The sequence below is a fragment of the Lichenibacterium dinghuense genome (assembly GCF_021730615.1).
Lineage (GTDB): Bacteria > Pseudomonadota > Alphaproteobacteria > Rhizobiales > Beijerinckiaceae > Lichenihabitans > Lichenihabitans dinghuensis.
The window spans coordinates 4,876,301-4,900,868 of record NZ_JAJLMN010000001.1 but is presented as its reverse complement, the minus strand read 5'-3'; the positions used below and the strand labels follow the sequence as shown (position 1 = coordinate 4,900,868).

Annotated in this window: 23 protein-coding genes; 10 read left to right on the top strand and 13 right to left on the bottom strand. The window is 72.6% G+C overall.

What is annotated here, in order from left to right; genetic code table 11:
* The first annotated feature begins 48 nt into the window (after positions 1-48).
* Positions 49-855: an HAD-IIB family hydrolase gene (locus tag L7N97_RS23510; protein ID WP_237480677.1), complete on the top strand. Its 807-nt coding sequence runs from the start codon at positions 49-51 to the stop codon at positions 853-855.
* Between the two features lie 20 nt (positions 856-875).
* Here the strand turns inward: L7N97_RS23510 and L7N97_RS23505 are convergent, their stop codons facing one another.
* Positions 876-2,360 carry an FGGY-family carbohydrate kinase gene (locus L7N97_RS23505; RefSeq protein ID WP_237480676.1) on the bottom strand — a complete coding sequence of 495 codons (1,485 nt, stop codon included), beginning with the start codon at positions 2,358-2,360 and terminating at the stop codon, positions 876-878.
* Positions 2,361-2,477: 117 nt separating this feature from the next.
* Here L7N97_RS23505 and L7N97_RS23500 point away from each other — a divergent pair, with 117 nt between their 5' ends.
* Positions 2,478-3,425 (top strand): sugar-binding transcriptional regulator, encoded by a 948-nt coding sequence (locus L7N97_RS23500; RefSeq protein ID WP_237480675.1) that lies wholly within the window; start codon positions 2,478-2,480, stop codon positions 3,423-3,425.
* 14 nt (positions 3,426-3,439) lie between these two features.
* Here L7N97_RS23500 and L7N97_RS23495 read toward each other — a convergent pair whose 3' ends face one another.
* From L7N97_RS23495 to L7N97_RS23445, 11 genes are all read right to left on the bottom strand, one after another.
* Positions 3,440-4,972 carry a xylulokinase gene (locus L7N97_RS23495; RefSeq protein WP_237480674.1) on the bottom strand — a complete coding sequence of 511 codons (1,533 nt, stop codon included), beginning with the start codon at positions 4,970-4,972 and terminating at the stop codon, positions 3,440-3,442.
* Positions 4,969-6,444 (bottom strand): iron-containing alcohol dehydrogenase, encoded by a 1,476-nt coding sequence (locus L7N97_RS23490; RefSeq protein ID WP_237480673.1) that lies wholly within the window; start codon positions 6,442-6,444, stop codon positions 4,969-4,971. Before L7N97_RS23490 ends, L7N97_RS23495 begins: the two co-directional genes overlap by 4 nt.
* Positions 6,445-6,503: 59 nt before the next feature.
* On the bottom strand, positions 6,504-7,496 hold the full coding sequence (locus L7N97_RS23485; RefSeq protein WP_237480672.1) for an ABC transporter permease: 993 nt from the start codon (positions 7,494-7,496) through the stop codon (positions 6,504-6,506).
* Between the two features lie 57 nt (positions 7,497-7,553).
* Entirely contained in the window at positions 7,554-9,041 is a 1,488-nt protein-coding gene (locus L7N97_RS23480) for a sugar ABC transporter ATP-binding protein (RefSeq protein ID WP_237480671.1), read from the bottom strand.
* A gap of 193 nt (positions 9,042-9,234) precedes the next feature.
* Positions 9,235-10,221, bottom strand: a complete 987-nt coding sequence (locus tag L7N97_RS23475) for a substrate-binding domain-containing protein (protein ID WP_237480670.1) — start codon at positions 10,219-10,221, stop codon at positions 9,235-9,237.
* Between the two features lie 100 nt (positions 10,222-10,321).
* Positions 10,322-11,008 (bottom strand): 2-oxo acid dehydrogenase subunit E2, encoded by a 687-nt coding sequence (locus L7N97_RS23470; RefSeq protein WP_237480669.1) that lies wholly within the window; start codon positions 11,006-11,008, stop codon positions 10,322-10,324.
* Between the two features lie 16 nt (positions 11,009-11,024).
* Positions 11,025-11,894, bottom strand: coding sequence for a class II fructose-bisphosphate aldolase (locus L7N97_RS23465; RefSeq protein WP_237480668.1), 870 nt, complete (start codon positions 11,892-11,894; stop codon positions 11,025-11,027).
* Positions 11,895-11,954: 60 nt separating this feature from the next.
* Positions 11,955-13,628, bottom strand: a complete 1,674-nt coding sequence (locus L7N97_RS23460; RefSeq protein WP_237480667.1) for a glycerol-3-phosphate dehydrogenase/oxidase — start codon at positions 13,626-13,628, stop codon at positions 11,955-11,957.
* Positions 13,629-13,786: 158 nt separating this feature from the next.
* Positions 13,787-14,029 carry a biotin/lipoyl-containing protein gene (locus L7N97_RS23455; protein ID WP_237480666.1) on the bottom strand — a complete coding sequence of 81 codons (243 nt, stop codon included), beginning with the start codon at positions 14,027-14,029 and terminating at the stop codon, positions 13,787-13,789.
* Positions 14,030-14,054: 25 nt separating this feature from the next.
* Entirely contained in the window at positions 14,055-15,062 is a 1,008-nt protein-coding gene (locus L7N97_RS23450) for an alpha-ketoacid dehydrogenase subunit beta (protein ID WP_237482372.1), read from the bottom strand.
* Positions 15,063-15,067: 5 nt separating this feature from the next.
* Positions 15,068-16,060: a thiamine pyrophosphate-dependent dehydrogenase E1 component subunit alpha gene (locus L7N97_RS23445; protein WP_237480665.1), complete on the bottom strand. Its 993-nt coding sequence runs from the start codon at positions 16,058-16,060 to the stop codon at positions 15,068-15,070.
* Positions 16,061-16,343: 283 nt separating this feature from the next.
* On the opposite strand from L7N97_RS23445, the gene L7N97_RS30605 reads away from it, so the two are divergent.
* The 6 genes from L7N97_RS30605 (at position 16,344) to L7N97_RS23410 (ending at position 20,931) form a co-directional block, all read left to right on the top strand.
* Entirely contained in the window at positions 16,344-17,546 is a 1,203-nt protein-coding gene (locus tag L7N97_RS30605; RefSeq protein ID WP_428981023.1) for a sensor histidine kinase, read from the top strand.
* Between the two features lie 49 nt (positions 17,547-17,595).
* A complete protein-coding gene (locus L7N97_RS23430) occupies positions 17,596-17,946 on the top strand; it encodes a hypothetical protein (RefSeq protein WP_237480664.1) in 351 nt (116 codons plus the stop codon).
* Entirely contained in the window at positions 17,943-19,439 is a 1,497-nt protein-coding gene (locus tag L7N97_RS23425; protein ID WP_237480663.1) for a helix-turn-helix transcriptional regulator, read from the top strand. Before L7N97_RS23430 ends, L7N97_RS23425 begins: the two co-directional genes overlap by 4 nt.
* 121 nt (positions 19,440-19,560) lie before the next feature.
* The gene (locus L7N97_RS23420) at positions 19,561-19,728 is read left to right on the top strand and encodes a CsbD family protein (RefSeq protein ID WP_237480662.1); all 168 of its coding nucleotides are present in this window, start codon (positions 19,561-19,563) and stop codon (positions 19,726-19,728) included.
* Positions 19,725-20,090, top strand: coding sequence for a response regulator (locus L7N97_RS23415; protein ID WP_237480661.1), 366 nt, complete (start codon positions 19,725-19,727; stop codon positions 20,088-20,090). Before L7N97_RS23420 ends, L7N97_RS23415 begins: the two co-directional genes overlap by 4 nt.
* Positions 20,091-20,094: 4 nt before the next feature.
* On the top strand, positions 20,095-20,931 hold the full coding sequence (locus tag L7N97_RS23410) for a phosphate/phosphite/phosphonate ABC transporter substrate-binding protein (RefSeq protein ID WP_237480660.1): 837 nt from the start codon (positions 20,095-20,097) through the stop codon (positions 20,929-20,931).
* A 16-nt stretch (positions 20,932-20,947) separates the two neighbouring features.
* Here L7N97_RS23410 and L7N97_RS23405 read toward each other — a convergent pair whose 3' ends face one another.
* Entirely contained in the window at positions 20,948-21,862 is a 915-nt protein-coding gene (locus L7N97_RS23405; protein ID WP_237480659.1) for a LysR family transcriptional regulator, read from the bottom strand.
* Between the two features lie 126 nt (positions 21,863-21,988).
* Between L7N97_RS23405 and L7N97_RS23400 the strand changes: the two genes are divergently transcribed.
* Together L7N97_RS23400 and L7N97_RS23395 are read left to right on the top strand one after the other, a co-directional pair.
* A complete protein-coding gene (locus L7N97_RS23400) occupies positions 21,989-22,822 on the top strand; it encodes an aldo/keto reductase (protein ID WP_237480658.1) in 834 nt (277 codons plus the stop codon).
* A 187-nt stretch (positions 22,823-23,009) separates the two neighbouring features.
* Positions 23,010-24,566 (top strand): HAL/PAL/TAL family ammonia-lyase, encoded by a 1,557-nt coding sequence (locus tag L7N97_RS23395; RefSeq protein ID WP_237480657.1) that lies wholly within the window; start codon positions 23,010-23,012, stop codon positions 24,564-24,566.
* Positions 24,567-24,568: the final 2 nt, after the last annotated feature.

Genomic DNA, 24,568 nt, shown 5'->3' with positions numbered 1-24,568 from the left:
GGCCGCTCGCAATCGCGGAGGTCCGACGTAAGACCGGGGAGGAACGCCATGCGTCCGCTTGAGGACATGCCGGAGCACGAGGCCGCGCGGGTGCGTCTCGTCCTCACCGACATCGACGACACGATGACCCACGAGGGGCGCCTGCCGGCGGAAGCCTACCGGGCCGTCGAGGACCTCTCGAACGCGGGCTTCGTCGTGGCGCCGATCACCGGCCGGCCCGCCGGCTGGTGCGACCTCATCGCCCGGATCTGGCCCGTGGCCGGCATCGTGGGCGAGAACGGCGCGCTCTACTTCGCCTACGACCGGGCGGCACGGACCATGCGCCGCGCCTTCGCGGCCACGGAGGCCGAGCGGGCCGCCAACCGCGCGCGGCTCGAAGCCGTGAAGGAGCGCGTGCTCGCCGAGGTTCCCGGCTCGGCGGTGTCGGCCGACCAGGCCTACCGCGAGGCGGACCTCGCCATCGACTTCTGCGAGGACGTGGCGCCGCTCGGGCCCGAAGCCGTCGCGCGCATCAAGGCCATCTTCGAGGAGATGGGGGCCGTGGCCAAGGTGTCGTCGATCCACGTCAACGGCTGGTTCGGCCAGTACGACAAGCTGTCGATGACGCGGCGCTTCGCGCGCGACGTCGCCGGCCTCGACGTGGACCGCGACCGCGACCGCATCATCTTCGTGGGCGACAGCCCCAACGACGCGCCGATGTTCGGCTTCTTCCCCAACGCCTGCGGGGTGGCGGGCGTGCGCGACTTCGCGGGGCGCATCGACGCCGAGCCCGCCTACGTGACGCGGGGCGGCGGCGGCCGCGGCTTCGTCGAGATCGCCAAGCGCCTGCTCGCGGCGCGGGCCGGGGCGGCGTGAGCCCCCGGGCCGCGGCCCCCTCAGGCCGCGGAGCGGGATGCGGCTTCGAGCCGACGCCGCGCGGGGCTGTGCCACAGCGCCCGCGCCGAGGCGACCGTCTCGAGGTAGTGCGCGAAGCCGTCCTCGTAATGCGCGGTGCCCTGGCGCGGCTCGACGACATACTCGGAGCGCGTCCAGGCCTCGCGGTCGTAGGCGATGCCGGTCACGTCCATCGCCGCCATGGCGGCGCCGCGCGCCCCCACCTCGGGCCGGCGCGCGATGTGCAACGGCTGCTGGAGCACGTCGGCCACCATCTGCACCCACACCCGCGAGCCGACGCCGCCGCCGCAGACCGAAAGGCGCCCGTCGAGGCCCGCCGCTTCGATGCAGTGGCGCGCCGCATAGGCCACGGATTCGCAGACCGCCATGACCAGGTCCGCGCGCCCCGTGCCCATCGTCAACCCGACGAGCTGGCCGCGCGCCGAAACGTCGCAGAACGGCGCCCGCTCGCCCGTGGCGGCGAAATAGGGCAGCGCCGTCACGCCCCGAGCTCCGGGGCGGCTCTCGGCCAGCAGCGCTTCCAGCTCCGGCGGCTTGGCGCCGACCAGGGCCAGGACCCAGTCGAGCGAGGCCGTGCCCACCATGGCCGGCACGGCGCGCAGCCAGCGTCCCTCCTCGGGCATGCAGAGCGTCATGCCCATCGGCTCGCCCGTGGTGTCCACGGCATCCCGCAGCACCTGGCAGGCCAGGGTGGTGCCGAGCGTGATGAGGCCGTCGCCGAGCCGGTCGACGCCCGCCCCGATGGCGCAGGCCGGCAGGTCGAACGGGCCCGCATGGACGGGCAGGCCCACGGGCAGCCCCGTCAGCGCGGCGCCGGCGGCGTTGAGCGGATGGGCCCGGGCCGGCGAGGGCGCCACGGGGGCGAGCAGGCGCGCGTGGCGCTCCAGCCCGAGCAGGCGCAGGATCTCGGGGTCGTACTGGCGCGTGCGCGTGTCGAGGAAGGGCAGCGACGCGTCCGAGGCTTCGGTCACGCGGACGCCGGTGAGGCGCTGCAGGATGCCGTCCTTGAGGTAGCTCGCGGTGGCGGCCCGGTCGAGCGCGGCGGGATCGCCGTCGGCGAGGGCCGCCATCAGCGGGGCGTGGCTGCCGGCGAACATGGCGTTGCCGTTGCGCCGGAACACGGCCTCGTAGGTGCCGTCGTCCATCCAGCGCTGGAGATAGGGGTTGCCGCGCCCGTCGAGCCAGGAGACCGCGGGGCGGACGGGATGGCCGTCGGCGTCGAGCAGCCACAGGCCGTCGCTCTGCCCCGTGATGCCGACCGCGGTCGGCTCGCGGGCCGCCGCGGCGCGCACCTCGGCCACGACCGTCCCCACCGCGGCGACGACCTCCTCGAAATCCTGCTCGATCCGGTCGTGGCTGAGATGCCGCAGGGTGGGCCGGCGCGACGCCACCGCCAGGCTCTCACCCTCGGGCGAGAAAGCGGCCGCCTTGATCATCGACGTCCCGAGATCGACTCCGATCAGCATGGGTCTGCCTCCTCCCGATGATGTCACGTCTGCTGACGCATATTTTTATGGCTTGCACATTTGTATCAGCGAAAAAAAGCGATTGCAACGCAGGCATGGGTCGATAAAGGCGGACCGATGAACGACTTCGACACCAGCGGAAGCGATGTGGCCCGCGCCGCCTGGCTGTACTACCATGAGGAGTTGACGCAAGGCGACATCGCGCGGCTGCTCGGCGTCAGCCGCAGCACCGTCACGCGCCTGCTCCGGCGCGCCAAGGACGAGGGGCTGGTCAAGGTCACCCTCAACGTGACCTCCGGCATGTTCCGCGCCGAGCGCGACCTGGAGCGCGCCTACGGGCTCGACAGCGTGCGCATCGTGCCGGTGGCGGACGACGGCGCGATCCAGAAGCGCTGGCTCGGCCGCGCCGCGGCCGAGCTGCTGGCCGCCCTGGTGGTCGAGGACGCCGTGCTGGCCGTGAGCTGGGGCAGCACCATGCAGGCCATGGCGGACGCGCTGGTGGGCCAGAACACGGTGCCCGGGGTCCAGGTGGTGGCCATGGTGGGCGGCCTCCACAACGCCGAACTCGGCACCAACACCAACGAGATCGCGACGCAGGTCGGGCAGCGCTTCGGCGCGACCGTGCGCCCGCTGCTGGCCCCGGTCTACGTCCAAGACGAGGCGACGGCGGCCGGGCTCGCCAACGACCCCGGCATCCGGGAGTCCCTCGAGCTGGCGCGCAACGCGTCCACGGTGGTCTACAGCATGGGGGCGATGCACGACGAGGCCACGCTCTTCAAGATCGGCCACATCACCCCCGAGCAGAGGCGGTTCCTGGCGGACCGCCGGGCCGTGGGCGACATCGTGTGCCGCTGGATCGACCGGGACGGCCAGCCCGTCGAGCTCCCCCCGTCGATCAACCCGATCAGCATCTCGCTCGAAGACTTCAGGGCGATCCCGCGGCGGATGGCCGTGGCGGGGGGCGAGCTCAAGCGGGACGCGCTGCTGGCCAGCCTGCGCGGCGGCTTCGTCACCGCGCTGGTCAGCGACGAGAACACCGCGGCCTTCCTGCTCGACCGCCGCTGACCCCGCCGGAGGGGTCAGCCCCCGGCCGCGCCGCGGCTCTTCAACACCTCCTGGAGATGCGCGAAGCTGTCCCGCAGGCGCGGGTAGAGCCCGCGGTACACCTCGTAGAGGTCGCCGTAGAAGGACGCGGTCGGCGCGTGCGGACGATAGACCTCGCGCGTCCCGCTCATCGCCGCGGCGGCATCGGCGATGCTCGCGTGGAGGCCCGCGCCCACGGCGGCCAGCATGCCGGCACCGAGGCAGGTCGTCTCCGTCTCGCGCGTGACCTCCACCGGGCGCCCGAGCACGTCGGCGACGATCTGGCACCAGAGCGGGCTGCGCGAGCCCCCGCCCATCACGCGCAGGCGTTCGATCGGCACGCCCAGCGCCGCCTCGGCGCCGGTGGTCGACAGCCGCTGCTCCATCGCCAGGCCCTCCAGAAGGGCCCGATACATGTGGGAGCGCCCGTGATGCGCGGACAGGCCGAGGAAGACGCCGCGGGCGTCGCTGTCCCAATACGGCGACAGCGCGCCCGACAGGTAGGGCAGGACCAGCAGCCCGTCCGACCCGGCCGGCACCTTCTCGGCCGCGATCTCGAGGATGCGCTCGGCCGAGTCCTGGAGGCCGAAGGGCCGCACGTCCGCGTCCGAGAACTGGTCCACGAACCAGCTGACGTTGAAGGTGCCGCCGCCGATGAAGGTTTCGGGCATGTATGTGCCGGGCGCGGCCCCGCACATGGTGCGGAACTCGCGTCCCCAGCGATAGTCCGCGCTGAACGTGCCCGACACGATGCCGGTGCCGAGGTTGAGGTAGGCGGCGCCGGGCGCCGTGATGCCCGCGCCGAGGCCGGCCGCCTGCCCGTCGCCGATGCCGGCGATGACCGGCAGGCCCGGCGTCAGGCCCGCGGCCGTTGCCACGCCGTCCGCGAGGCGGCCGAGCTCGACGCCCGAGGGGGACAGCTCGGGCACCTGTTCGGCCGCGAGGCCGACACGTCGGAGCAGCTCCGCGTCGAGCGCGAAGGCGCGCATGTCGAGCAGGCCCATGGGGTCGGCGCTGCCGAAGGAGGTCCGCCATCGCCCGGTCATGCGGTGGACGAGGTAGGCCTGCACGTCGACGACCCGGCGCGTGCGCGCCATGGCGTCGGGCTCGTGCCGCTGGAGCCAGAGCAGCTTGTACCAGCTCGTCGCCGTGTTGGGTGGTTTGCCTGTGACCTCGTGGACCCGCGCGTCGCCGTGGGCCACGATCTCCGCCGTGGCCCGCGTGTCGAGCCACAGGATAGCCGGGCGCACGGCCTCGCCCTCCGCGTCGAGGCACGCGAAGGACTCGCGCTGGTGGGCGATCGACAGGGCGGCGATCCGGTTCCCGTCGACCTGCGCGGTCGCGCGGCGCAGCGCCTCGACGGTGGCGCGCCACCAGTCGGCCGGATCCTGCTCGCCCCAGCCGGGATGGGAGCTCGCGCGCGGGATCGACAGCCGCCCTTCCGCGACCGCGTGGCCGCCCATGTCCCACACCACCGCTTTCGCGGCGGTGGTGGAAACGTCGAGCCCGACGACGAGGTCGCGCGTCATGCGGCCCTCGCCCCGGCTTCGGCCGCCGCGCAGGCGCGCTCGACGCGGTCGAACACGGCCGTCACGCCCTCCTCGTCCCACCAGCCCGCGAAGGTGAGGAGGTCCGCCACCGTGAAGCGCTCGCGCATGAACTGGCAGTTCAGGGCGGCCCAGCGGATCAGCCGCTCGGACGGGGCGGGGTCGAGATCGCCGAAGCGCTTGGGGGCGCGGCCGTCGTGGAGGCATGACGCCACGGCATCGGCCTTGAGCACGACCGCGTCGCGGGCGTCGCGGATGGCGGGCCAGTCGGCGAAGAAGCGCTCCACGGCGGGGCGGTTGGCGTGCCACTTGGCGAGCTTCAGCCGGTAGTGGCCCCAGCACTGCCCGCCGAGGCGCCCGGTCCGGTCGAGCCCGGCGAAGGCGGTGCGGACGCGGTCCTCCCAGACTCCGGCGTCGCCGAACAGGCGCGCGGGATCGATCGGCTCCGCCTCCATGCGGGCGCAGAAGTGCTCCCAGGCCGCGGAGGCGATGACCGAGGCCACGCCGACCTGCGCGCCGTGGAGCCCCGTCGGCTCGCCCGTCTCGGCGCCGTGCATGTCGAGCATGTGGCTGACGAGGTGCTCCATCCCGGACAGCGACGCGCTGGTGCCGCCGACGCCGGTGACGATGCCGCGCATGGCGAGGCCGGAGGCGAGGCGCCGCAGCCCGTCGACCTCGGCCCGGCCGACGCCCACCGACCAGTCCCGGATGCCCGCGCCGCAGACGGCCAGCATCTCGACCAGCACGGGCGTGTAGGAGTCGTCCTGCCCGAGCCTGAAGGCCAGCAGCCAGTCGCCGGGCGCCACGAACATGGACAGCATCTCGCCGAGGCCAGCGGCGCTCAGCGCCGGCGGGGCGCCGGCGACCACGCGGCCGTCCGTCAGCACCTCGTCGGGCCAGCGCGTCAGCAGCGTACGTTTCACGCCCTTCTGCAGCACCACGGAGAAGTTGTCCGTGAAGCCGTCGACCGAGGCTGCGGTCTGCACCACCACGTGCACGGGCACGCCGTTGCGCAGGGCGGCGATCTTGGCGATGTCCGTGATGGTGCCGCCCCCGACCGACACGATGCAGTCGGCGCCGACGCAGAGCTCGGCCGCGCGGTCCTGCATCGCCTCGTCGGCGTGGAGGGCCGGCTGGCCGTCGTCGAGGGTAACGCGCTCCGCGGCGAAGCGCTCGCTCAGCCGCGCGAAGACGTCCGCCTTGAGGTCGCGGCCGTCGCGCCGGATCGTGACGGCGTCGGCGACGAGGCGAACGCGGGTGTCGCGCGCCGCGGGCCGCCCGGCCCGCGCGAGCTGCCGCTCGACCGCTGCGATCAGCCCGTCGACCGCGTCGTCGGCGATGGTCAGCCTGTCCATGCTGAGCGCGGTGAACTGCCCGCGCGGATCGTTGCGGGACAGCGCGTCGCGGATCCTGTCGAGGTCGTTCAGGTCCGACAGTTCGAGGTCGAGCGGCATGGGGGTACTCCTGGGACGACCCCGCGCGCGGGCGGGGCTACGCGGGTGGCGGGCGCGCGTCAGTGGCGCGAGCGCCGGTCCGTCAGGACGGCGAGGATGATCGCGCCGCCGATCACGACGGGCTGGAGGTTCGGCGACACGTTGAGCAGGCCCATGCCGTTGCGCAGCACGCCGATGGTGAGGAGGCCGATGAAGGTGCCGAGCATGGAGCCGGCGCCGCCGGCCAGGGAGGCGCCGCCGATGACCACGACCGCGATGACGCTGAGCAGGTCGTTGACGCCTGCGGTGGGCTGGGCCGAGTCGAGCCGCGAGCCGACGATCATTCCGGCCAGGGCGGCGAGGAAGCCCGCGATCGCGTAGGTGCCGACGCGGATGCGCTGAACGTCGAGGCCGGACAGGCGCGCCACTTCCTCGTTGCCGCCCACCGCGTAGAGGGCGCGGCCGCTCGGCCGGTAGCGCAGCCAGAAGGCGGTGATGAGATAGATGGTGACCAGGATCACAGCCTCGAAGGGCACGCCGAGGACGTTGATCGCGGTGATGTTCGTGTACCAGTCCGGGAAGGTCGTGATGGGGCTGCCGTCGGTGATGAACAGCGCGAAGCCCGAGCAGGCCGACATGGTGGCGAGCGTCGCCACGAAGGGCTGGATGCGGGCGTAGGTCGAGAGGGCGCCGTTGACGAAGCCGACGGCGGTGCCGAACAGCAGGCCAGCCACCACGGCCAGCGGGAAGGGCACGCCGCCGTAGCGGTACAGCCACGCGTTCACCATCAGGCTCGACGCCAGCACGGCGCCCACCGACAGGTCGATGCCGCCGGTGATGATCACCAGGGCGGCGCCCACCGCCATGATGCCGATGTCCGACACCTGGCTGAAGATGTTGACGATGTTGCGCGTCGTCAGGAAGTAGGGCGACAGGTACGACAGGACGACGATCACGACCACGAGGCCGATCAGCGGCCCCGGCACGAGGCGGACCAGGCCGAGGGCGCGCTCCTTGGCGCTCTCCTGCGCGCCGGCGTGGGCCGCGTCTGTCGCGTTGGTGGATTGGAGCACGTCGGACCTCCCGGGGCTTCGCTTGTTCGTTCTATCGTCGCGGCGGCGGGCGGCGGGTCATGCCGCGACCGCCAGCGACATGACACGCTCGGGCGTCGCTTCCTCGCGCGACAGGATCCCGCGCTGCCGCCCGCCGGACATGACCAACACGCGGTGGGCGAGGCCCAGCACCTCTTCCAGCTCCGAGGACACCACGATCACGGCCACGCCGGCCGCCGCCAGCCCGCGGATGATCTCGTAGATCGCCATCTTGGCGCCGACGTCGACGCCGCGCGTCGGCTCGTCGATGATGAAGACCTTGGGGTTCTCCACGAGCCACTTGGCGATCAGCACCTTCTGCTGGTTGCCGCCGGACATGCGGCCGACCGGCGAGGCCATGCGGCCGCGGATGTCGAAGCGGCGCTTCTGGTCCTGCGCGACCCGGTCGATGCCGGCGGCCGTGACCATGCCGCCGCGCCCGATCTTGCTTTCCCAGGGCAGCGCGATGTTCTCGCCCACGGCGCGCTCCAGCAGCAGGCCCTGCCCCTTGCGGTCCTCCGGCACCATGAAGATGCCGGCCTTGATGGCGCCCCTGGGGCTCTTGAAGCTCACCGGGCGGCCGTCGACGTGGATGCTGCCGCGGTCGAGCCGGTCGGCGCCCGAGATGGCGCGCACCACTTCGGTGCGGCCGGCGCCGATCAGGCCGGCGAAGCCGAGGATCTCGCCCTCGGCGACGTCGAAGGACACGTCGCGGAAGGCCTTGCCGCGGCTCGCGCCCTCGACCTTGAGCACCACGTGCTCGCCGCGCGGCGGCGGCGCGTGGTGCTCGAAGGTGAAGTCGCGCCCCACCATGGCGTTGATCATGTCCTGCTTGGCGGGCGCGTGGTCCCAGTCGGCCACCTTCTCGCCGTCGCGCAGGCAGGCGACGCGGTCGGACACCTCGCGCACCTCGTCGAGGCGGTGGGACACGTAGACGATGCCGGCCCCGCCGGCCTTGAGGGCGCGGATCTGCGCGAAGATGCGCTCGGCCTCGGCCTCGCCGAGCGAGGCCGTGGGCTCGTCGAAGATGATGTACCGGGGCTTCCGGATCACCGCCTTGGCGATCTCGATGCCCTGCTGGACCGCCATGGACAGGCCGCCGACGGTGCGCCGCGCGTCGACCCGGACGCCGAGGGCGTCGAGGGCCGCCTGCGATTCCCGCACCATCCGGGCGCGGTCGATGGTGAGGCCTCCGGTCGGCTGCCGGCCGAGGAACATGTTCTCCGCGACCGTGAGGCCCGGCAGCAGGCGGATCTCCTGGTGGATCAACGCCACGCCCTGGTGCAGCGCGTCAGAAGGCGAGGCGGGGCGGTAGGGCGCGCCGTCGAGCGTCATCTCGCCGCCCGAGGCCGCCACCACCCCGGCGATGATGGAGTTGGTGGTCGACTTGCCGGCGCCGTTCTCGCCGATGAGCCCGAGCACGCTGCCCGGCATGAGCGACAGGTCGACGGAGCGGAGCACGAGGCGGCCGCCGTAGCGCTTCTCGAGGCCTCGGCAGCGGAGGCCGGTCGGGTGCGGGTCGGCCATGGCGCCTCGATCTCCGATGTTTTGGTCTGAGCGTGGCGTCGGCGGTACCCCCGACGTCCCCGGCACGTTGGACGCTGTCGTCCCGGGTCGGGCCCGGGACGACAGCGGAGGGACCGGCGCCGTCACTCCACGCGCCGCAGCCCGGGAGGTCGAGCCAGGACCGATGCCCGAGCGGCGCTTTGCCGGCTCGGCGTCACTGCATGCTGTCGGCGGACGGGCCGTAATAGGTCGACGGCTTCTCGGTGCCGGCGTTGTCCTTGGTGATCAGCGTGGTGTCGATGTACTGCTCGGGCTTGATGTCCTTGCCGCCGCCGGTGATGACCGCCACCGCGTCGTCCACCGCCATCACGCCCATCTTGTAGGGGTTCTGGGCCATGGTGGCCTGCGTCAGGCCGGACTTCACGGCCGTGAACATGGTCGGGAAGCCGTCGATGCCGAAGTAGATCAGCCCGTCGCGGCCCGCCTGCTTGGCCGCCTTGGCGGCGCCCATCGCCATGGCGTCGGACTCGCCGAACACGGCGTCGAGCTTCGGGTTGGCGGTCAGGATGTTCTGGGTCGCCTTGTAGGCCTCGGTCTCGTCCCAGTTGGCGGTCTGCTCGGCCACGACGTGGATGTCGGGGTACTCCTTCAGGGCCTCCTTGCAGCCCTGCGAGCGCTGCAGCTCGGCGGTGGCGCCCAGCACGCCGCGCAGGATGGCGATGTTGCCCTTGCCGCCCATCTGCTTGAACGCCCAGGTGCACAGGTCGCGGGCGGCCTTCACGCTGTCGGTCGCGATGTAGGTGACGAGCTTGCCGGCGCCGGCCTCCGGCTTCTCGTCGACGGCCACCACCGGCACGTCGGCCTTGTTGGCGGCCTTGACGCCGGCCTGGGCGGCCGTCGAGTCCTGCGAGATGAAGATCAGCGCCTTGACGTTCTGCACCAGCAGGTCCTGGACCTGCTTGATCTGCAGGCTCGAATTGTTGCTGGCCGAGGCGATGCGGAGGTCGTAGCCCAGCTTGGCGGCCTCGGCCTTCATGCCCTCGACGGCGGCGACGTAGAACAGCGACTTCTGGTCGGCGACCGAGACGCCGATGGAGCCCTTGTCGGCCGCGAAGGCGGGCAGCGCCGCCGACAGGGCCAGCGCGCAGGCCGCGGTGCCGAGGGTGAGGCGGGACAGGCGGCGGTTGGCGTGCTTGCTCACGTTTCGTTTCCTCCGTGGATATGTTCTTCGGTGATGCGGTCTTCGGGTGCCCGGCCGGTCGGCCGGGTCCGTCGCCTCGGAGCGGGACAGGGCGGCCGCGTCAGGCCGCGCCGTCCCCCGCTTCGAGATCCTTCTTCAGCGCCTGCAGGAAGCCCGCCGCCGCGGCCCCGTCGACCGCGCGGTGGTCGCTCGTCAGGGTGAACTCGGCGACCGGCCGCCACGCGGGCTCGCCGCCGTTCCACACCTGGCGATGGACCGTGCTGCCGACCGCCAGGATCGCCACCTGCGGCGGGTTGATGATCGCCGTGAAGCGCGTCACGTCGAACATGCCGAGGTTCGACACCGTGAAGGTGCCGCCCGTCACGTCCGGGACCTTGAGGCCGCCCGTGCGCGTCTTGCCGATCAGCTCGCGCCGCCGCGCCCCGATCTCGGACAGCGACAGCTCCTGCGCGCCGTGGATGACCGGCACGATCAGGCCCTTGTCGTTGGCGACCGCGAGGCCGACGTTGACGTCGTCGTAGAACACGACGGCGTCGTCGCGGAAATGTGCGTTGAGCTTGGGATGGGCCTTGATGGCCCTGACGCAGCTCTGCACGATCACGTCCGTCAGCGTGACGCCCTCGCCCTTCAGCTGCGCCCTGCGCGCGTTGGCGGCGGTCATGTCGACCTCGGCCGTGAGGCCGAACATCGGCGCCGTCCAGGCCTGGCTCATGTATTTGGCCATGGTGCGCGCCGTCTTGGACAGCGGCACCGCGCGCCCTTCGTCGATCGGGGCCGTAGCGGTCATCGCGGGGGCGCTCCCGTCAGGCCGCGGCGCGGCGGGTGACCCCGCCGGCCCGGCCCGCGCAGCCGTACTGGCGCATCTTCTCGATCGTGGCCGGGATCATCTGCTTGCGGCCTTCCCGCATCGCGTCCTCGAGCTGGCGGTCGCCCTGCGCCCAGACGGATTCGAAGCCGCGGCGGAAGGCGTGGCGCAGGTCCGTGTCGGCGTTGAACTTGCACACGCCGGCCGCCTTGGCGCCCTGTACCTCCTCGTTCGACAGGCCGGAGGCGCCGTGCAGCACCAGCGGGATGCCGACCGCTTCCTTGATCTCGCGGGTGCGCTCGATGCTGATCGGCTCCTGCGGCCGGCCCGGCACGACGCCGTGGACGATGCCCACCGAGATCGCCAGCGTGTCGACGCCGGTCTCCTTCACGAAGCGGCGGGCCTCCTCGACGTCCGTGTAGTAGTCGGACCAGTCGACCTTCTCGTCGGCGTCCGGGATCTTGCCGAGCTCGGCCTCGACCGGGATGCCGAAGGAGTGGCAGATCTCGACGATGCGCTTGGTCGAGGCGATGTTCTCGTCGAGCGGCAGGTGGGCGCCGTCGTACATGATGGAGTTGAAGCCGAGCTTGATGGCCTCGTGGACCTCGTCCCAGCTGCCGTGGTCGAGGTGGAAGATCACCTCGGCGCCGGACTTCTCGGCGAGGCGCTTCGTCATCTCGAAGGAGCGCGCGACGCCCCAGTGCGGGATGATGGCGCGGCCGACCTGCAGGATCACCGGCGAATCGGCCTCCTCGGCGGCCATCAGCAGCGCCTCGCAGGTCTCCTCGTTGTGCATGTTGTAGGCGCCGACCGCGTATCCGCCCTGGCGCGCGGCCTCGATGGTGGCGTGGGGATCGAGCAGCTTCATCGGTTCTTCCTTCCCTCGTGTTCTCGCTGTGGTGGTCGCCGGGCGCGCCCGGCGGGTCTGTCAGGCGGCGTGCGCGGCCGGGGCCGGCTCGGGCTTGGCGAAGCGCTCGATGTAGCGCTTGTAGTCCGCCACCTCGCTGTCGCGGCGGTTCGCGCCCCAGCCGAGGTGCCTAGCCAGGATGTCGGCCGCGCGGTCGACCACGCCCGCGCCGTTGTCGGCGGTGTGGACGATCATGGTGCGCCGGAGCAGCACGTCGTGCAGCGTGCGGCAGAACTCGTTGTCCCAGGTGAAGACCACCTCGGCGCCGATGCAGGTGCTGTCGGGGCCGAGCGGCTCCAGCAGCGAGGGATCGTCGCGCCCCACCGCGAGCACGTCGCCGGCGCGGGAGCCGTAGATGCCCACCAGCCGCTCGACCACGGGGCGGGCGACGCCGCTCGTGGCGACGAGGTCGTCCGTGAACCTCGCCCAGTTCTGCACGCGGGCGCCCGGGAAGGGCATGCCGGTCGTCAGGCAGCGCGGCGGCTTGGCGCCGAGCTGCTTAAACACCTCGTCGGTCGCCTCCTCGGCGAGCGAGCGGTAGGTGGTCAGCTTGCCGCCGATCAGGGACAGGAGGCCGCGGTGCTCGGGCGCGTGGTCCTTGATGACGTGGGAGCGCGACACGTTCCACTCGGACTTGTCGGGCACGAAGGGCAGCGGGCGCACGCCGGCGTAGGTGTAGAGGATGTCGTCCTCCGTGAGCTTGGCTCCGGGCACCAGCCGGTTCACCTCGCCGAACAGGTATTCGACCTCGCTCCGGTCCGCCCGCGCCTCGGACGGGTCGCCGTCGTAGCGGGAATCGGTCGTGCCGATCATGATCTGGTCGCCCCAGGGGATGACCAGCACGAGGCGGCCGTCCTTGTGGGACTCGTAGTAGACGACGTCGGTCGGCGCGCCCGGGAAGGGCCGGACGATGAGGTGGCTGCCCTTGGTGCCGCCGATGAAGCGCTGGGTGATGCGCTCGTCGCTGGCCAGCACGGCGTCGACCCATGGCCCCGCCGCGTTGACGACCACGCGGGCCCCGAGCGCGTGCCGCTCGCCGGTGATGCGGTCCGTGTAGCGGATGCCCTTCACGGTCTGGCCGTCGCTGATCAGCCCGTCGACCTCCGCGTGGGTGTAGATCTTCACGCCGTCGGCGCGGGCCGCGAGCGCGACCTCGACGCAGAGCCGCTCCGACCACACGACCTGCCCGTCCATGAAGATGGCCGAGCCTTCGAGGCCGTCCTGGTTGATGCCGGGGCTGCGCTTGATCGTCTCCTCGCGCGACAGCACGAAGTGCGAGTTCGTCGACTTGTCGAAGGACAGCGCGTCATAGGCCAGCATGGCGGCGCGGATGGCCCATTTCGAGCGCTTGTTGTGCCGGTAGAAAGGCATCATGAGCGGCACGGGCTTGACGAGGTGGGGCGCCAGCCGGAACAGGCGCTCGCGCTCGCGCAGGGACTCGCGCACGAGGCGCACGTCGCCCTGCTCCAGGTAGCGCAGCCCCCCGTGCACCAGCCGGCCCGAATAGTTGGAGGTGCCGGAGCCGACGTCCTCGCGCTCCACCAGGGCGACGCGCAGGCCGCGGGCCGCCGCGTCGCGCGCCGTGCCGGTGCCGTTGATGCCGGCCCCGACCACGATCACGTCGAAGATCTCGTTGGGCGCGGGCGGCGTCGACCCGCCGAGATCTCCCGTGCGCCCTTCCGTCGTCGCTGGCATCCGCGTCCCTCCCCCTCCGTTCGGTCGGGCCGGCACCCCGGCCGGGGTGCCGCCTGCGGCCGTTCGCCGGCCGTCTCGATCGTCCCGCGGCGCGAGGGCGGCCCTCGCTCGCGCGCCGCGCGGGTTCGCCCCCTCCGGCCCGTGCGGCCGGGCCGGGGTCAGTCGTCGGATTCGATGATCGCGAGCGCCGTGCGGACCTTGGCCTCCTGGCTTTCCTCGACCAGGATCTCCCTGATCGTGCCGCTGGCCGGCGACTCCAGCTCCTGGGTCACCTTCTCGGTCTCGATCTCGGCGAGCACGTCGCCCTCGTTGACCTTGTCGCCGACCTTGATCTTCCAGGCCGTGACGGTGCCCTCGCTCATGCCCATGCCCCACTGAGGCAGCAACACTTCGACTTTCATGGTCGGACTCCGTTGAAAGGGGTGATCACAGATCGGTGGGGGCGTTGTTGCCGCAGATGGTGCGGGTCACCGCCACGATCTTGTCGGCGGTCGGGTAGAACCCCGCCTCGAGCGCGGGGCTGAAGGGGATCTGCATGTCCGGCGCGGTGACGCGCCGGATCGGCGCGCGCAGGGCGTCGAAGGCCTGCTCGGCCACGATGGCCGAGATCTCGGCCGCGGCCCCGCAGGTGCGGTGCGCCGGTTCGGCGATGACGAGGCGCCCCGTCTTGCGGACGGATTCGAGGATGGTCCTGGTGTCGAGCGGCACCAGCGTGCGCGGGTCGATCACCTCGGCCGAGATGCCCTGCTCGGCCAGCGCCTCGGCCGCCTTGACGGCCTGCGGCACCGAGCCGGAGATGCCCACGATGGTGACGTCCGTGCCCTCGCGGCGCACGCGCGCGACCCCGAAGGGGATGCGGTACTCGCTCTCGTCGACCTCTTCCTTCGAGCCCCACAGCGGCACGGATTCGAAGATCAGCACGGGGTCGTCGCTGTCGACGGCCTGGCGCAGCAGCCCCTTGGCGTCGGCGGCGGAGGCGGGCACCAGGACCTTGAGGCCCGGCACATTCATGAACATCGGATAGGGGCGGTCCGAATGGTGCGCGCCGGTGTTCAGCCCGTAGAACATGGCCGAGCGGAACACGATCGGGATCGAGCCCTGGCCGCCGAACATGTAGCGGTTCTTGGCCGCCTGGTTCACGAGCTGGTCCATCGCCATGTACAGGAACGACGAGTAGGACAGGTCGACGATGGGGCGCAGCCCCGTCATGGCGGCGCCGATCGAGGCGCCCACGATAGCCTCCTCGGAGATCGGCGTGTTGCGCACGCGGTTGCGGCCGAACTCCTGCACGAAGTCGCCCTTCTCGGCGCGGGACTTCGAGCCGCCGGTCGTGCCGTAGACGTTGGCCTCGACGTCCTCGCCGATCACGATTACGCGCTTGTCGGCCACCATGGCCTCGCGCTGCGCCGCGCCGATCGCGGCGATGTAGGTCATCACGGTCACTGCAGCGCCTCCGTCTCGTAGGCATCCGTGTAGAGGTGCTCGAAGGCGACCTTGGCGTCCGGATAGGGGCTCGCGTCGGAGAACTTCACGCAGTCGTCGACCTCGCGGGCGATGTCGGCCTCCATGGCGTCCATGGCGGCCGCGTCGGCGACGCCGCGGTCGATCAGCACGGCACGGAACAGCGCGATGGGGTCGCGGCTCGTCCAGCGCTCGCGCTCGTCGGCGTTGCGGTAGTCGACGTTGAGGCGCAGCCCCTCGGCGTGCTCGCGGAAGCGGTAGGTCATCACCTCGACCAGGGTCGGCCCCTCGCCGGCCCGCGCGCGGTCCACGGCGGCCTTCACGGCCTCGTAGACCGCCAGCACGTCCTGCCCGTCCTCGACGCAGACCCCCGGCATGCCGAAGCCCGCGGCGCGCTCCCAGATGCGTCCGCCCGTCACCGTGTGAGCGGGGGTCGACAGGGCGTAGTGGTTGTTCTCGCAGAGGAAGATGACGGGCAGCTTGTAGGCCGAGGCCAGGTTCATGGACTCGTAGAGCACGCCCTGGTTGGCGGCGCCGTCGCCGAAGAAGCACAGCCCCACGCGGCCGTCGCCGAGCACCTGGGCGGACAGCGCCGCGCCGACCGCGATCGGGATGGAGGAGCCGGTGATGCCGGACTCGCCGAGGCTGCCCACCGCGAAGTCGGCGAGGTGGAGCGAGCCGCCCTTGCCCTTGCACACGCCGGTGCCCTTGCCGACCAGCTCTGCCATCAGCGGGCCCAGCGCCGAGCCCTTGCCGATCGGGTGGCCGTGGCTGCGGTGGTTGCCGGTCATGTTGTCGTGCTTGTCGAGCGCCATGCAGGCGCCGACCACCTGGGCCTCCTGGCCGATGCTCGTGTGGATCGTGCCGGGGATCTGGCCCCGCTTCAGCATCTTGGATGCCCGCTCGTCGAACAGGCGGATGCGCAGCATGCGCCGCTGCATCTCAAGCATCACGTCGTTGGACAACGACATCCGCGTCCCTCCCCGTGTCGCGTTCCGCCGAGTCGGCTGACGCAAATAATTATGACTTGGTTTTTTGTATCAGACGGTCCGGAGCCTTGCAAGCCCGGACCGCCGCGCGCGGGGCGGCACCGGGCCGCGGGGATCCATACACGCCCCGATACAACTCGTGGGTTCGTCACTCGGTTCGACGAGCGGCAGGCAGCGGGGCCACACCCGGTCGAAACGGTCGCGCTTCCTTCATCGTTCGGAGCGACCTATCGTCGGGCGACCTCGACCTGGGTGGCTGCGGACCTTGCACGCGTTTCTCGACTTCCTGTCCCGCCGCGAGACGACGGTGTGGTCGCGCTACGGTCTCACCGGCGTGGTCGTGGGGCTCATCAGCCTGCTGCGGCTGTTCGTGCCGCTCAACACGGCGCCGTTCCTGCTCTACATGCCGGTGATCTTCATCTTCGGGGTGGCGTTCGGGCGCGGCCCGGGCCTCCTCGGCCTGGCGATCTCGGCGGGTTGCGCCACCTACTTCTTCTGGAGCACCCCTCCGGTCGGCGAGCTGTCGCTCGACCAAGCCCTGGCGGTCGCGCAATATCTCGTCATCGGCGCCGGCATGGTGCTGGTGTGCGACGCGCTGCGCGAGCTCATGCGCCAGAACGAGGCCGCGGCCGCCGCGGCGCGGGCCGCGCAGGCCGAGGCGGAGGCCGCCAAGGACGCCGCCGAGGCGGCCAACCGCGCCAAGAGCGCCTTTCTGGCCAACATGAGCCACGAGCTCCGCACGCCGCTGTCCGCCGTGATCGGCTACAGCGAGATGCTGCAGGAGGAGCTGGCGGAGGGGGACCGGCGCGACATGTTGCCCGACCTCGGCCGCATCGAATCCAACGCCCGCCACCTGCTCGGCCTCATCAACGACGTGCTCGACCTGTCCAAGATCGAGGCCAACCGCATGGACGTCTTCGCCGAGGAGGTCGACGTCGCCCGCCTCGCCGCGGAGGCGGCGGAAGCCGTGGGCGCGCTGGTGGCGGCCAAGCGCAACCGGCTCACCCTGGAGGTCGCACCCGGCATCGGCACGATGCGGACCGACGCCGTGAAGCTGCGCCAGTGCCTGCTCAACCTGCTCGGCAACGCGGCGAAGTTCACCGAGGACGGGACGGTCGCGCTCCGCGTCGCTCGCGAGGGCACGGACGCGCTCGCCTTCAGCGTGTCCGACACCGGCATCGGCATGAGCGAGGAGCAGATGGCGCGCCTGTTCCGGCGCTTCGCCCAGGCGGACGAGTCCACCACGCGCCGCTTCGGCGGCACGGGGCTCGGCCTCGCCCTCACCCGCGCCTTCGCGCACCTGCTCGGCGGCGACGTCGCGGTCGAGAGCACCCCCGGCCGGGGGTCGTGCTTCACCCTGCGCCTTCCCGCGGAGCTGCCCGGGCCCAGCGTGCTCGAGCCCGTCCCGGTTCCGGCCGCGGCGGTCGCGATCCCGCTGGACGCCGCGCTGTCGCCCGCGCAAACCTGATGCGGGCGCGCGTGCCGCCCTGAATCCACGCGCCGAGGAGAACATCCCCATGGTCCGCCGCCGAGCCGCCCGCCTCGCCGTCCTGGCCCCCCTGTGCGGTTCGGCGATGCTCGTCGCGGGGTCCGGCACCGCGCGGGCGGACGCCAACTGCATGGCTCGCCTCCTCGCCGACGTGCCCGCCCTCGAAGCCCCCGAGCAGGTGAAGTCGAAGTCGAGCGGCACCTTCGGCCCGCTGTCGGCCGTCAAGGTCGACAAGCGGACGGGCAAGATGTTCTACTGCTCCGTCAACACCTACTGCTACGATTCCAATGCGTTCCAGCTGACGACGCCCTGCCGCTTCAAGCTCGACAAGAGCTTCGGCTCGTCCCTGAACCCCTACTTCGTCTACTCGGCCCGATGAGGTCCACCGCCCACGGCGGCACGGCGCCGCCCCGGCGCACGGTGGACGAGCGCCACCTGCGCCAGATCGTCGGCGGGATGTCGGACGGAGTGATCCTGGTCGGCACGGACCAGTCGATCGCGTGGGCCAACGCGCCGGCGCTGGCCATGCACGGCGTCGACGACGTCGCCGGGCTCGGCTCCGACGTGGTCGACTACCGCCGGCGCTTCGAGCTGCGCTACCGCAACCGCCACAAGCTGCCCGACGGCCAGTACCCGCTGGAGCGGGTGATGGCCGGCGAGGCCTTCGACGAGGTGGTGGTGGAGGTGGCCCCGGCCGGCTCCAACGACGTGCGCTGGGTCCACCGCATCCGCAGCCTCGTGCTCAACGGCGACGACGGCGTGCCGAACTGCCTCGTGCTGCTGCTCCACGACGAGACGGAGCGCTACTGCGCTGAGGAGCGCTTCGAGAAGGCCTTCGCGGCCAACCCGGCCCCGGCCCTGATCCTGCGGCTCGACGACCTGCGGCACCTGCGCGTCAACCGCGGCTTCCTGGAGATGACGGGCTACCGCGACGAAGACGTGGTGGGGCGCTCGATCTACGAGGTCGACGTGCTGGAAGGGGCGAGCCGGCGCGAACTCGCGATCGAGCGGCTGCGGGAAGGCCGCACCGTGCCGCAGATGGAGGCCGTGCTGCAGCTCCCCGGCGGCGGCGAGAAATACGTGATCGTGGCGGGCCAGCCCATCGAGGTCGACGGCGTGGGCTGCATGCTGTTCACCTTCGCCGACCTCGACGGGCGCCGCCACGCCGAGGCGGCGCTGCGCCAGAGCGAGGAGCGCTTCGAGACGGCGTTCCGCCTGTCTCCCGTGCCGACCCTGGTGGCCACGCGCGACAACCACCGCGTCCTGCTGGTCAACGACGCCTTCGCGCGCGAGACGGGCTTCGGCCAGGCCGAGGTGCTGGGGCGCGACGCCGTCGACCTGCAGCTCTGGTCCGACCCCAAGGCGGGCGCCACGATCGAGCGGCTGCTGCGCGAGGGCGGCCGCGTGCGCGACCTCGACCTCCGGCTCCGCACGGCCGACGGCGGCGCGGTGGACTGCCTCGTCGCGGCCGAGGCCGTGGAGATCCACGGCCAGCGCTGCATGCTGGTGACGGCGCAGAACGTGTCGGAGCGCAAGCGCACCCACGTCGAGGTGGCGGCCGCCATCGAGGCCGTGTTCCGCGACACGTCCTGGCTGACCGACGCCGTGCTGGAGAAGCTCGCCCGCGCGCGGGCCCCGGAGGCGGCGGGCGCGGTGGAGCTCGGCGGCTTGCCGCCCCGCGCCCGGGAGGTGCTCGGCCTCGTGTGCCGCGGCGAGGGGGACGATGCCATCGCGGCGGAGCTCGGCGTGTCGCGCAACACCGTGCGCAACCACGTGGCGGCGCTGTTCCGCAAGACCGGCGTGCGCAGCCGCGCCGCGCTGATCGTGTGGGGGCGCGAGCGCGGCGTCGTCGCCGCGCCGCGCGTCCCCTGATGGTCCCGCACCATCCGGATTAGTGCCGTCGCATCACCCGCCATGATCGTCCGGAGGTGCGGATCGCGCGGGGGATGCCATATGGACGGTGCGGCCGGAGCCGCGCGCCGGGGACCCCGCCATGCCCAAAGATCGGATCGGACTCCTCGCCAGGGCCGCGCTCAAGCAGGCGCTGGGCGTGGTGACGGGCGACCGCCGGCTCGAAGGCGAGGGCGCCGCCGAGAAGGCAGCCGCGCAGGCGGGCCGCGGCGGCGGCCGGAGCCCGGCCGTGAAGAGGGATGCGAGATGAAGATCCTGCTTGTCGAGGACCACGAGGAGATCTGGGATTTCCTGTCCCGGCGGCTGAAGCGCCGCGGCCACGAGGTGGCGGTCGCCACCGACGGGCAGGAGGGCGTCGACAAGGCGAAGAGCGAGGCGCCCGACGTCATCCTGCTCGACATGAACCTGCCCGTGCTCGACGGCTGGTCGGCCGCCGGGCTGATCCGCGCCGACCCGGCCACCGCCAAGGTGCCGATCATCGCGCTGACCGCCCACGCCATGTCGGGCGACCGGGACAAGGCGATCGCGGCGGGCTGCACCGATTATTGCTCGAAGCCGGTCGACTTCTCCGACCTGCTCGCCAAGATCGACAAGCACGGGCCGAAGGGCTGACGCGGTGCCGACCGGCCCCCTCGGCTCGGGACCCCTCGCCGCCAACGCCCGCATGTATGCGGCGACGCCCGACGCGGCCGCAGCCTGGGCCGCGCTTTTCGCCCGCGTCGCGGCGCGCAGCGGCGTCGCGCTCGACCTCCTGGCGCATCCCCCGCCGGCCCCGATGGCGGCGCTGTGGGCGAGGCCCGACCTCGGTGCGGCCTTCATGTGCGGCCGGCCCTGGACCCGCGCCGAGCCCCGGCCGATCGCCCTCGTCGCGCCCGTGCCCTCGCCCGCGCGCTACGGCGGCCTGCCGCGCTACTGCACCGACATCGCGGTGCGGGCGGACGGCCCGTTCCGCACGCTCGCGGACACGTTCGGCGGGCGGATCGGCTACGCGATCGAGGAATCGCACTCCGGCTACAACGCCCTGCGCCACCACCTGCTGCCCCATCGCACGGCGTTGCGTCCGCGCCTCTACGCGGGCAGCGTCGGCCCGCTGCTGACGCCGCGCGGCGTGGTCGAGGCGCTGCTCGACGGGCGGATCGACGCCGGCCCGATCGACGGCTACAGCCTCGACCTGATGCGGCGCGACCCGGCCGACCCGTCGCACCGGCTGCGCGTCGTCGCCTCGACGGACTTCGCCCCGATCCCGATGCTGGTGGCCTCGCCGGGGGTGCCGGCCGCCGCGGTCGCGCGGCTGCGCGAGGCGTTCCTGGCCGTCGCGACGGACACGGAGGCGGCAGGCCTCCGCGAGCGGCTGCTGCTTTCGGGCTTCGCGCCCGTCGACCCCGCCGCCTACGACGTCTTGACGGCGTGGGATCGGGACGCGGTCGCGGCAGGATATTCGGAGCCGGGGTGAGCGGGCGTCCGCCCGGTCACGCTTCCCCGCGCTCGTTCAGCACCTCGACGCAGAAGTCCACGAAGGCCCGCACCTTGGCGGCCCGGTGGTGGCGGGACGGGAACAGGGCGTAGAGGGGGAAGAGCTCGTCCGACCAGTCGGTGAGGACGGGCGTGAGCCGCCCCGCGTCGATCGACCCGCGCGTGCCAAGGCGCAGGATCTGGGCGATGCCCGCGCCCGCCTCGCAGGCCCCGAGCATGGCACCGACGTCGGACACCACGAGCCGCGGCCGCACCTCGACGGCGACCACCTCCGCGCCGCGGCGGAACTCCCAGTCGAAGGCGCGGGCGTTGGCGGCGTCGTAGAAGCCGATGCAGTCGTGTTCGCCGACCTCGTCCGGGCGGCGCGGCACGCCCCTCGTTGCCAGGTAGCCCGGCGCCGCGACGGTGAGCACGCGCGTCTCGACGAGCTTGCGGGCGACGAGGGAGCCGACCGGCGGATCGCCGAACCGCAGCGCGAGGTCGAAGCCGTCCGCGACGAGGTCGCCGACGGCGTCGCGCATGACGAGCTCGACCCGCACCTCGGGATGGCGGGACAGGAAGGTCGCGACCTGGCCCGCGAGGACCACGCGCGAGAAGAACGGGTCGACGTTGACGCGGAGCCGGCCCCGCACCGCGCCGGCCGAGCCCGCCGCGGTCTGGGCGGCCTGCGCGATGCCGTCGAGGTGGGGGCCGACCTCGTCGTGGAAGCGCCGGCCCTCGTCGGTCAGGGTCAGCGTCCGCGTGGTGCGCTCCAGCAGCCGCACGCCGACCCGCGCTTCGAGCCGCGCCACCGCCCGGCCGACGCCGGACGACGACAGGCCGAGCGCCTCGGCGGCCCGGGACATGGAGCCGGCCTCGACGACGGCCATCAACACCGTCACGCCGGACAGGAGGCGGCCGTCGTAGGGCATGGCTGGTCCTGACTGAGAGTCCGGAGTGTGCGGACATTTCGGCGCTGGATGCAAGCCCGCCGGCACCGCATCTTCCCCCCGCGAGGCCGACGATCCGCGGCCTGACACCATCGAGGACACAGCGGCATGCAGACCATCACCATGCAGGGCGTCAGCATCCCGCGCCTCGGCTTCGGGACCTTCCGGATGCCGGGCGGCGACTGCCAGCCGGTGGTCGAGAGCGCGCTCGCGCTCGGCTACCGCCACATCGACACGGCCGCGATGTACGAGAACGAGGCCGCGGTCGGGGCCGCGATCGCCGCCGCGGCGCTCCCGCGCGAGGACGTCTTCGTGACCACCAAGGTGTGGCACGACGGGCTCGGCAGCCGCGACGCGATCCTGCGCGCCTTCGACGCCAGCCTCGCCAAGCTCGCGCTCGATCACGTCGACCTCTACATGGTGCACTGGCCGTCGAAGGACATGGACATGGGGGTCGTCCTGGAGACCCTGACGGAGCTGCGCGAGCGGGGCCGGACGCGGGCGATCGGCGTGTGCAACTTCAACATGCCGACGATGCGCCGGGCGATCGAGGACGTCGGGGCGCCGATCGCCGCGCTCCAGGTCGAGTACCACCCCTTCCTCGACCAGTCGGCGATGCTGGCCTACCTGCGCGGGCGCGGCATCCCGCTCACCGCCTACGCGCCGCTGGCGCAGGGCCGCGCCGCCGAGGACGCGACGCTGAAGCAGATCGGCGACAAGCACGGCGTCAGCGCCGCGCAGGCCGCGATCGCCTGGCTGCTGGACCAGGACGGGGTGATCGCCATCCCGAAAGCGCAGCGCGCGGAAAGCCAGCGCGCCAACCTCGCGGCGTTGGAGGTGCGCCTCGACGACGAGGACCGCGCCGCCATCGCGGCGCTGCCCAAGGACCAGCGCTTCGTCCGGCCGCCCTTCGCGCCGGACTGGGACGCGCGGACGCTCTGACGCCGGCGGTCGAACCATGTGACCGCGGCGAGCGCGGATGCGCGCCGCTGCTCGTGCCCCGCGACCCGACGGGAAAACGACAGCGTCTCCGTCGGCCGTGGTGGCGGCCGCCGCCTCCGGGTCGGGGCTGCGCCGACGCGGCCGAGGTTGTAGCGTACCACCGCGGGCGCACAGCGGAGGGGTCGGGGTGACGGTGCATGTTCTGGGCGACGCGCCCCTCGGCCTCGGCGCGATCGAGGCCGCCGCGCGGCCGGGCGTACGCTTGGTGCTGTCCGAGGCCGCCCGGTCTCGGGTCGCCGCGGCCCGCGCCGTGGTGGAGCGCTACGCCGCGGGCGACGAACCAGTCTACGGCCTCAACACCGGGCTCGGCGGCAACCTCGGCTACCGGCTGACGCCGCAGGAGGTCGAGGCCTTCCAGGTCCAGATGGTGCGGGGCCGCTCGATCGGGGTCGGCGAGCCCTTCCCCGAGCCGGTCGCCCGGCTCATGCTGCTGTGCCGGATCGTCGGCCTCGCGCGCGGCGGCTCCGGCCTCAGCCCCGCGGTGCTCGACCTCCTCGTCGCGATGTTCGACGCCGGCATCACGCCCGTCATCCCCGGCCGCGGCTCGATCGGCGCCGCCGACCTCGGGCTCTGCGCGCATATCGGCCTCGCCGCGATCGGGCGCGGCGAGGTCTTCGTCGGCGGCAGCCGCCGCCCGGCCGCCGAGGCCCTCGCGGCCGCCGGGCTCGCGCCGGCCCGCCTCGGCCCGAAGGACGGGCTCGCGATCCTCAACTCCAGCGCCGTGTGCTGCGGCCACGCCGTCGCGGTGCTGCGCGACTGGGCCGATCTCGCGCTCCTGTCGGCGGCCGTCGCGGCCCTGTCCTGCGAGGGCTACGCCGCCAACCCGCGGATCTTCGACGCCCGCCTCGCCGCCGCGCGGCCCGCGCGCGGGCAGGAGGGCGCCGCCGCCCTGTTCCGCGCGCTGCTCGACGGCAGCGCGCTGCACCTCCCCGGCGCGGCGCGCTCGATCCAGGACGCGCTGAGCTTCCGCACGCTCGCCCCGGTGGTCGGCGCCGCGCTCGCCGCCTTCGCGGCGGCGGCCGAGAGCGTCGAGACGGAGGTCAACGCGGCGGCCGACAACCCGCTGGTGCTGGCCGACGACGGGCTGATCCTGTCGACGGCCAACTTCCACACGCCGGGTATCGCGCTCGCCTTCGACGCGCTGGCGATCGCGGGCGCGCACCTCGCCACCGGCACCGCCTGGCGCGCCGCCAAGCTGCTCGACCCGCGCCTGAGCGGGCTGCCGCGCTACCTGTCGCCGGTCGGGGGCGCCTCGACGGGCTTCAACTCGCTCGGCAAGACGGCCGCCGCGCTCCACGCCGAGGTGCGGCTGCGCGCGGCGCCGGCGAGCCTCGACGCGCTCCCCGTGTCGGACGGCGTCGAGGACCACGCGCCGCAGACGCCGCTCACGGTGCGCAAGCTCGCCGAGCAGGTGGAGGCGCTGCGGATGCTGGTGGCGATCGAGGCCCTGGTGGCCGCGCAGGCGGTCGACCTCCGCGCGCCGCCGCACCTCGCCCCCGTGGCGCGGGTGCTGCACGGGGCGATCCGCGCCGCGGTGCCGCGCCTCGACGAGGACCGCGAGACGGGCCCGGACGTCGACCGGATCACGGCCCTGCTGCGCGGGCCGGACCTCGTCGGCGCCCTGCGGGGAGCGCTGGGCGAGGTCGCCGCGCAGACCTTCGACCTGCGGGGCGAGCCGGCCTGAGA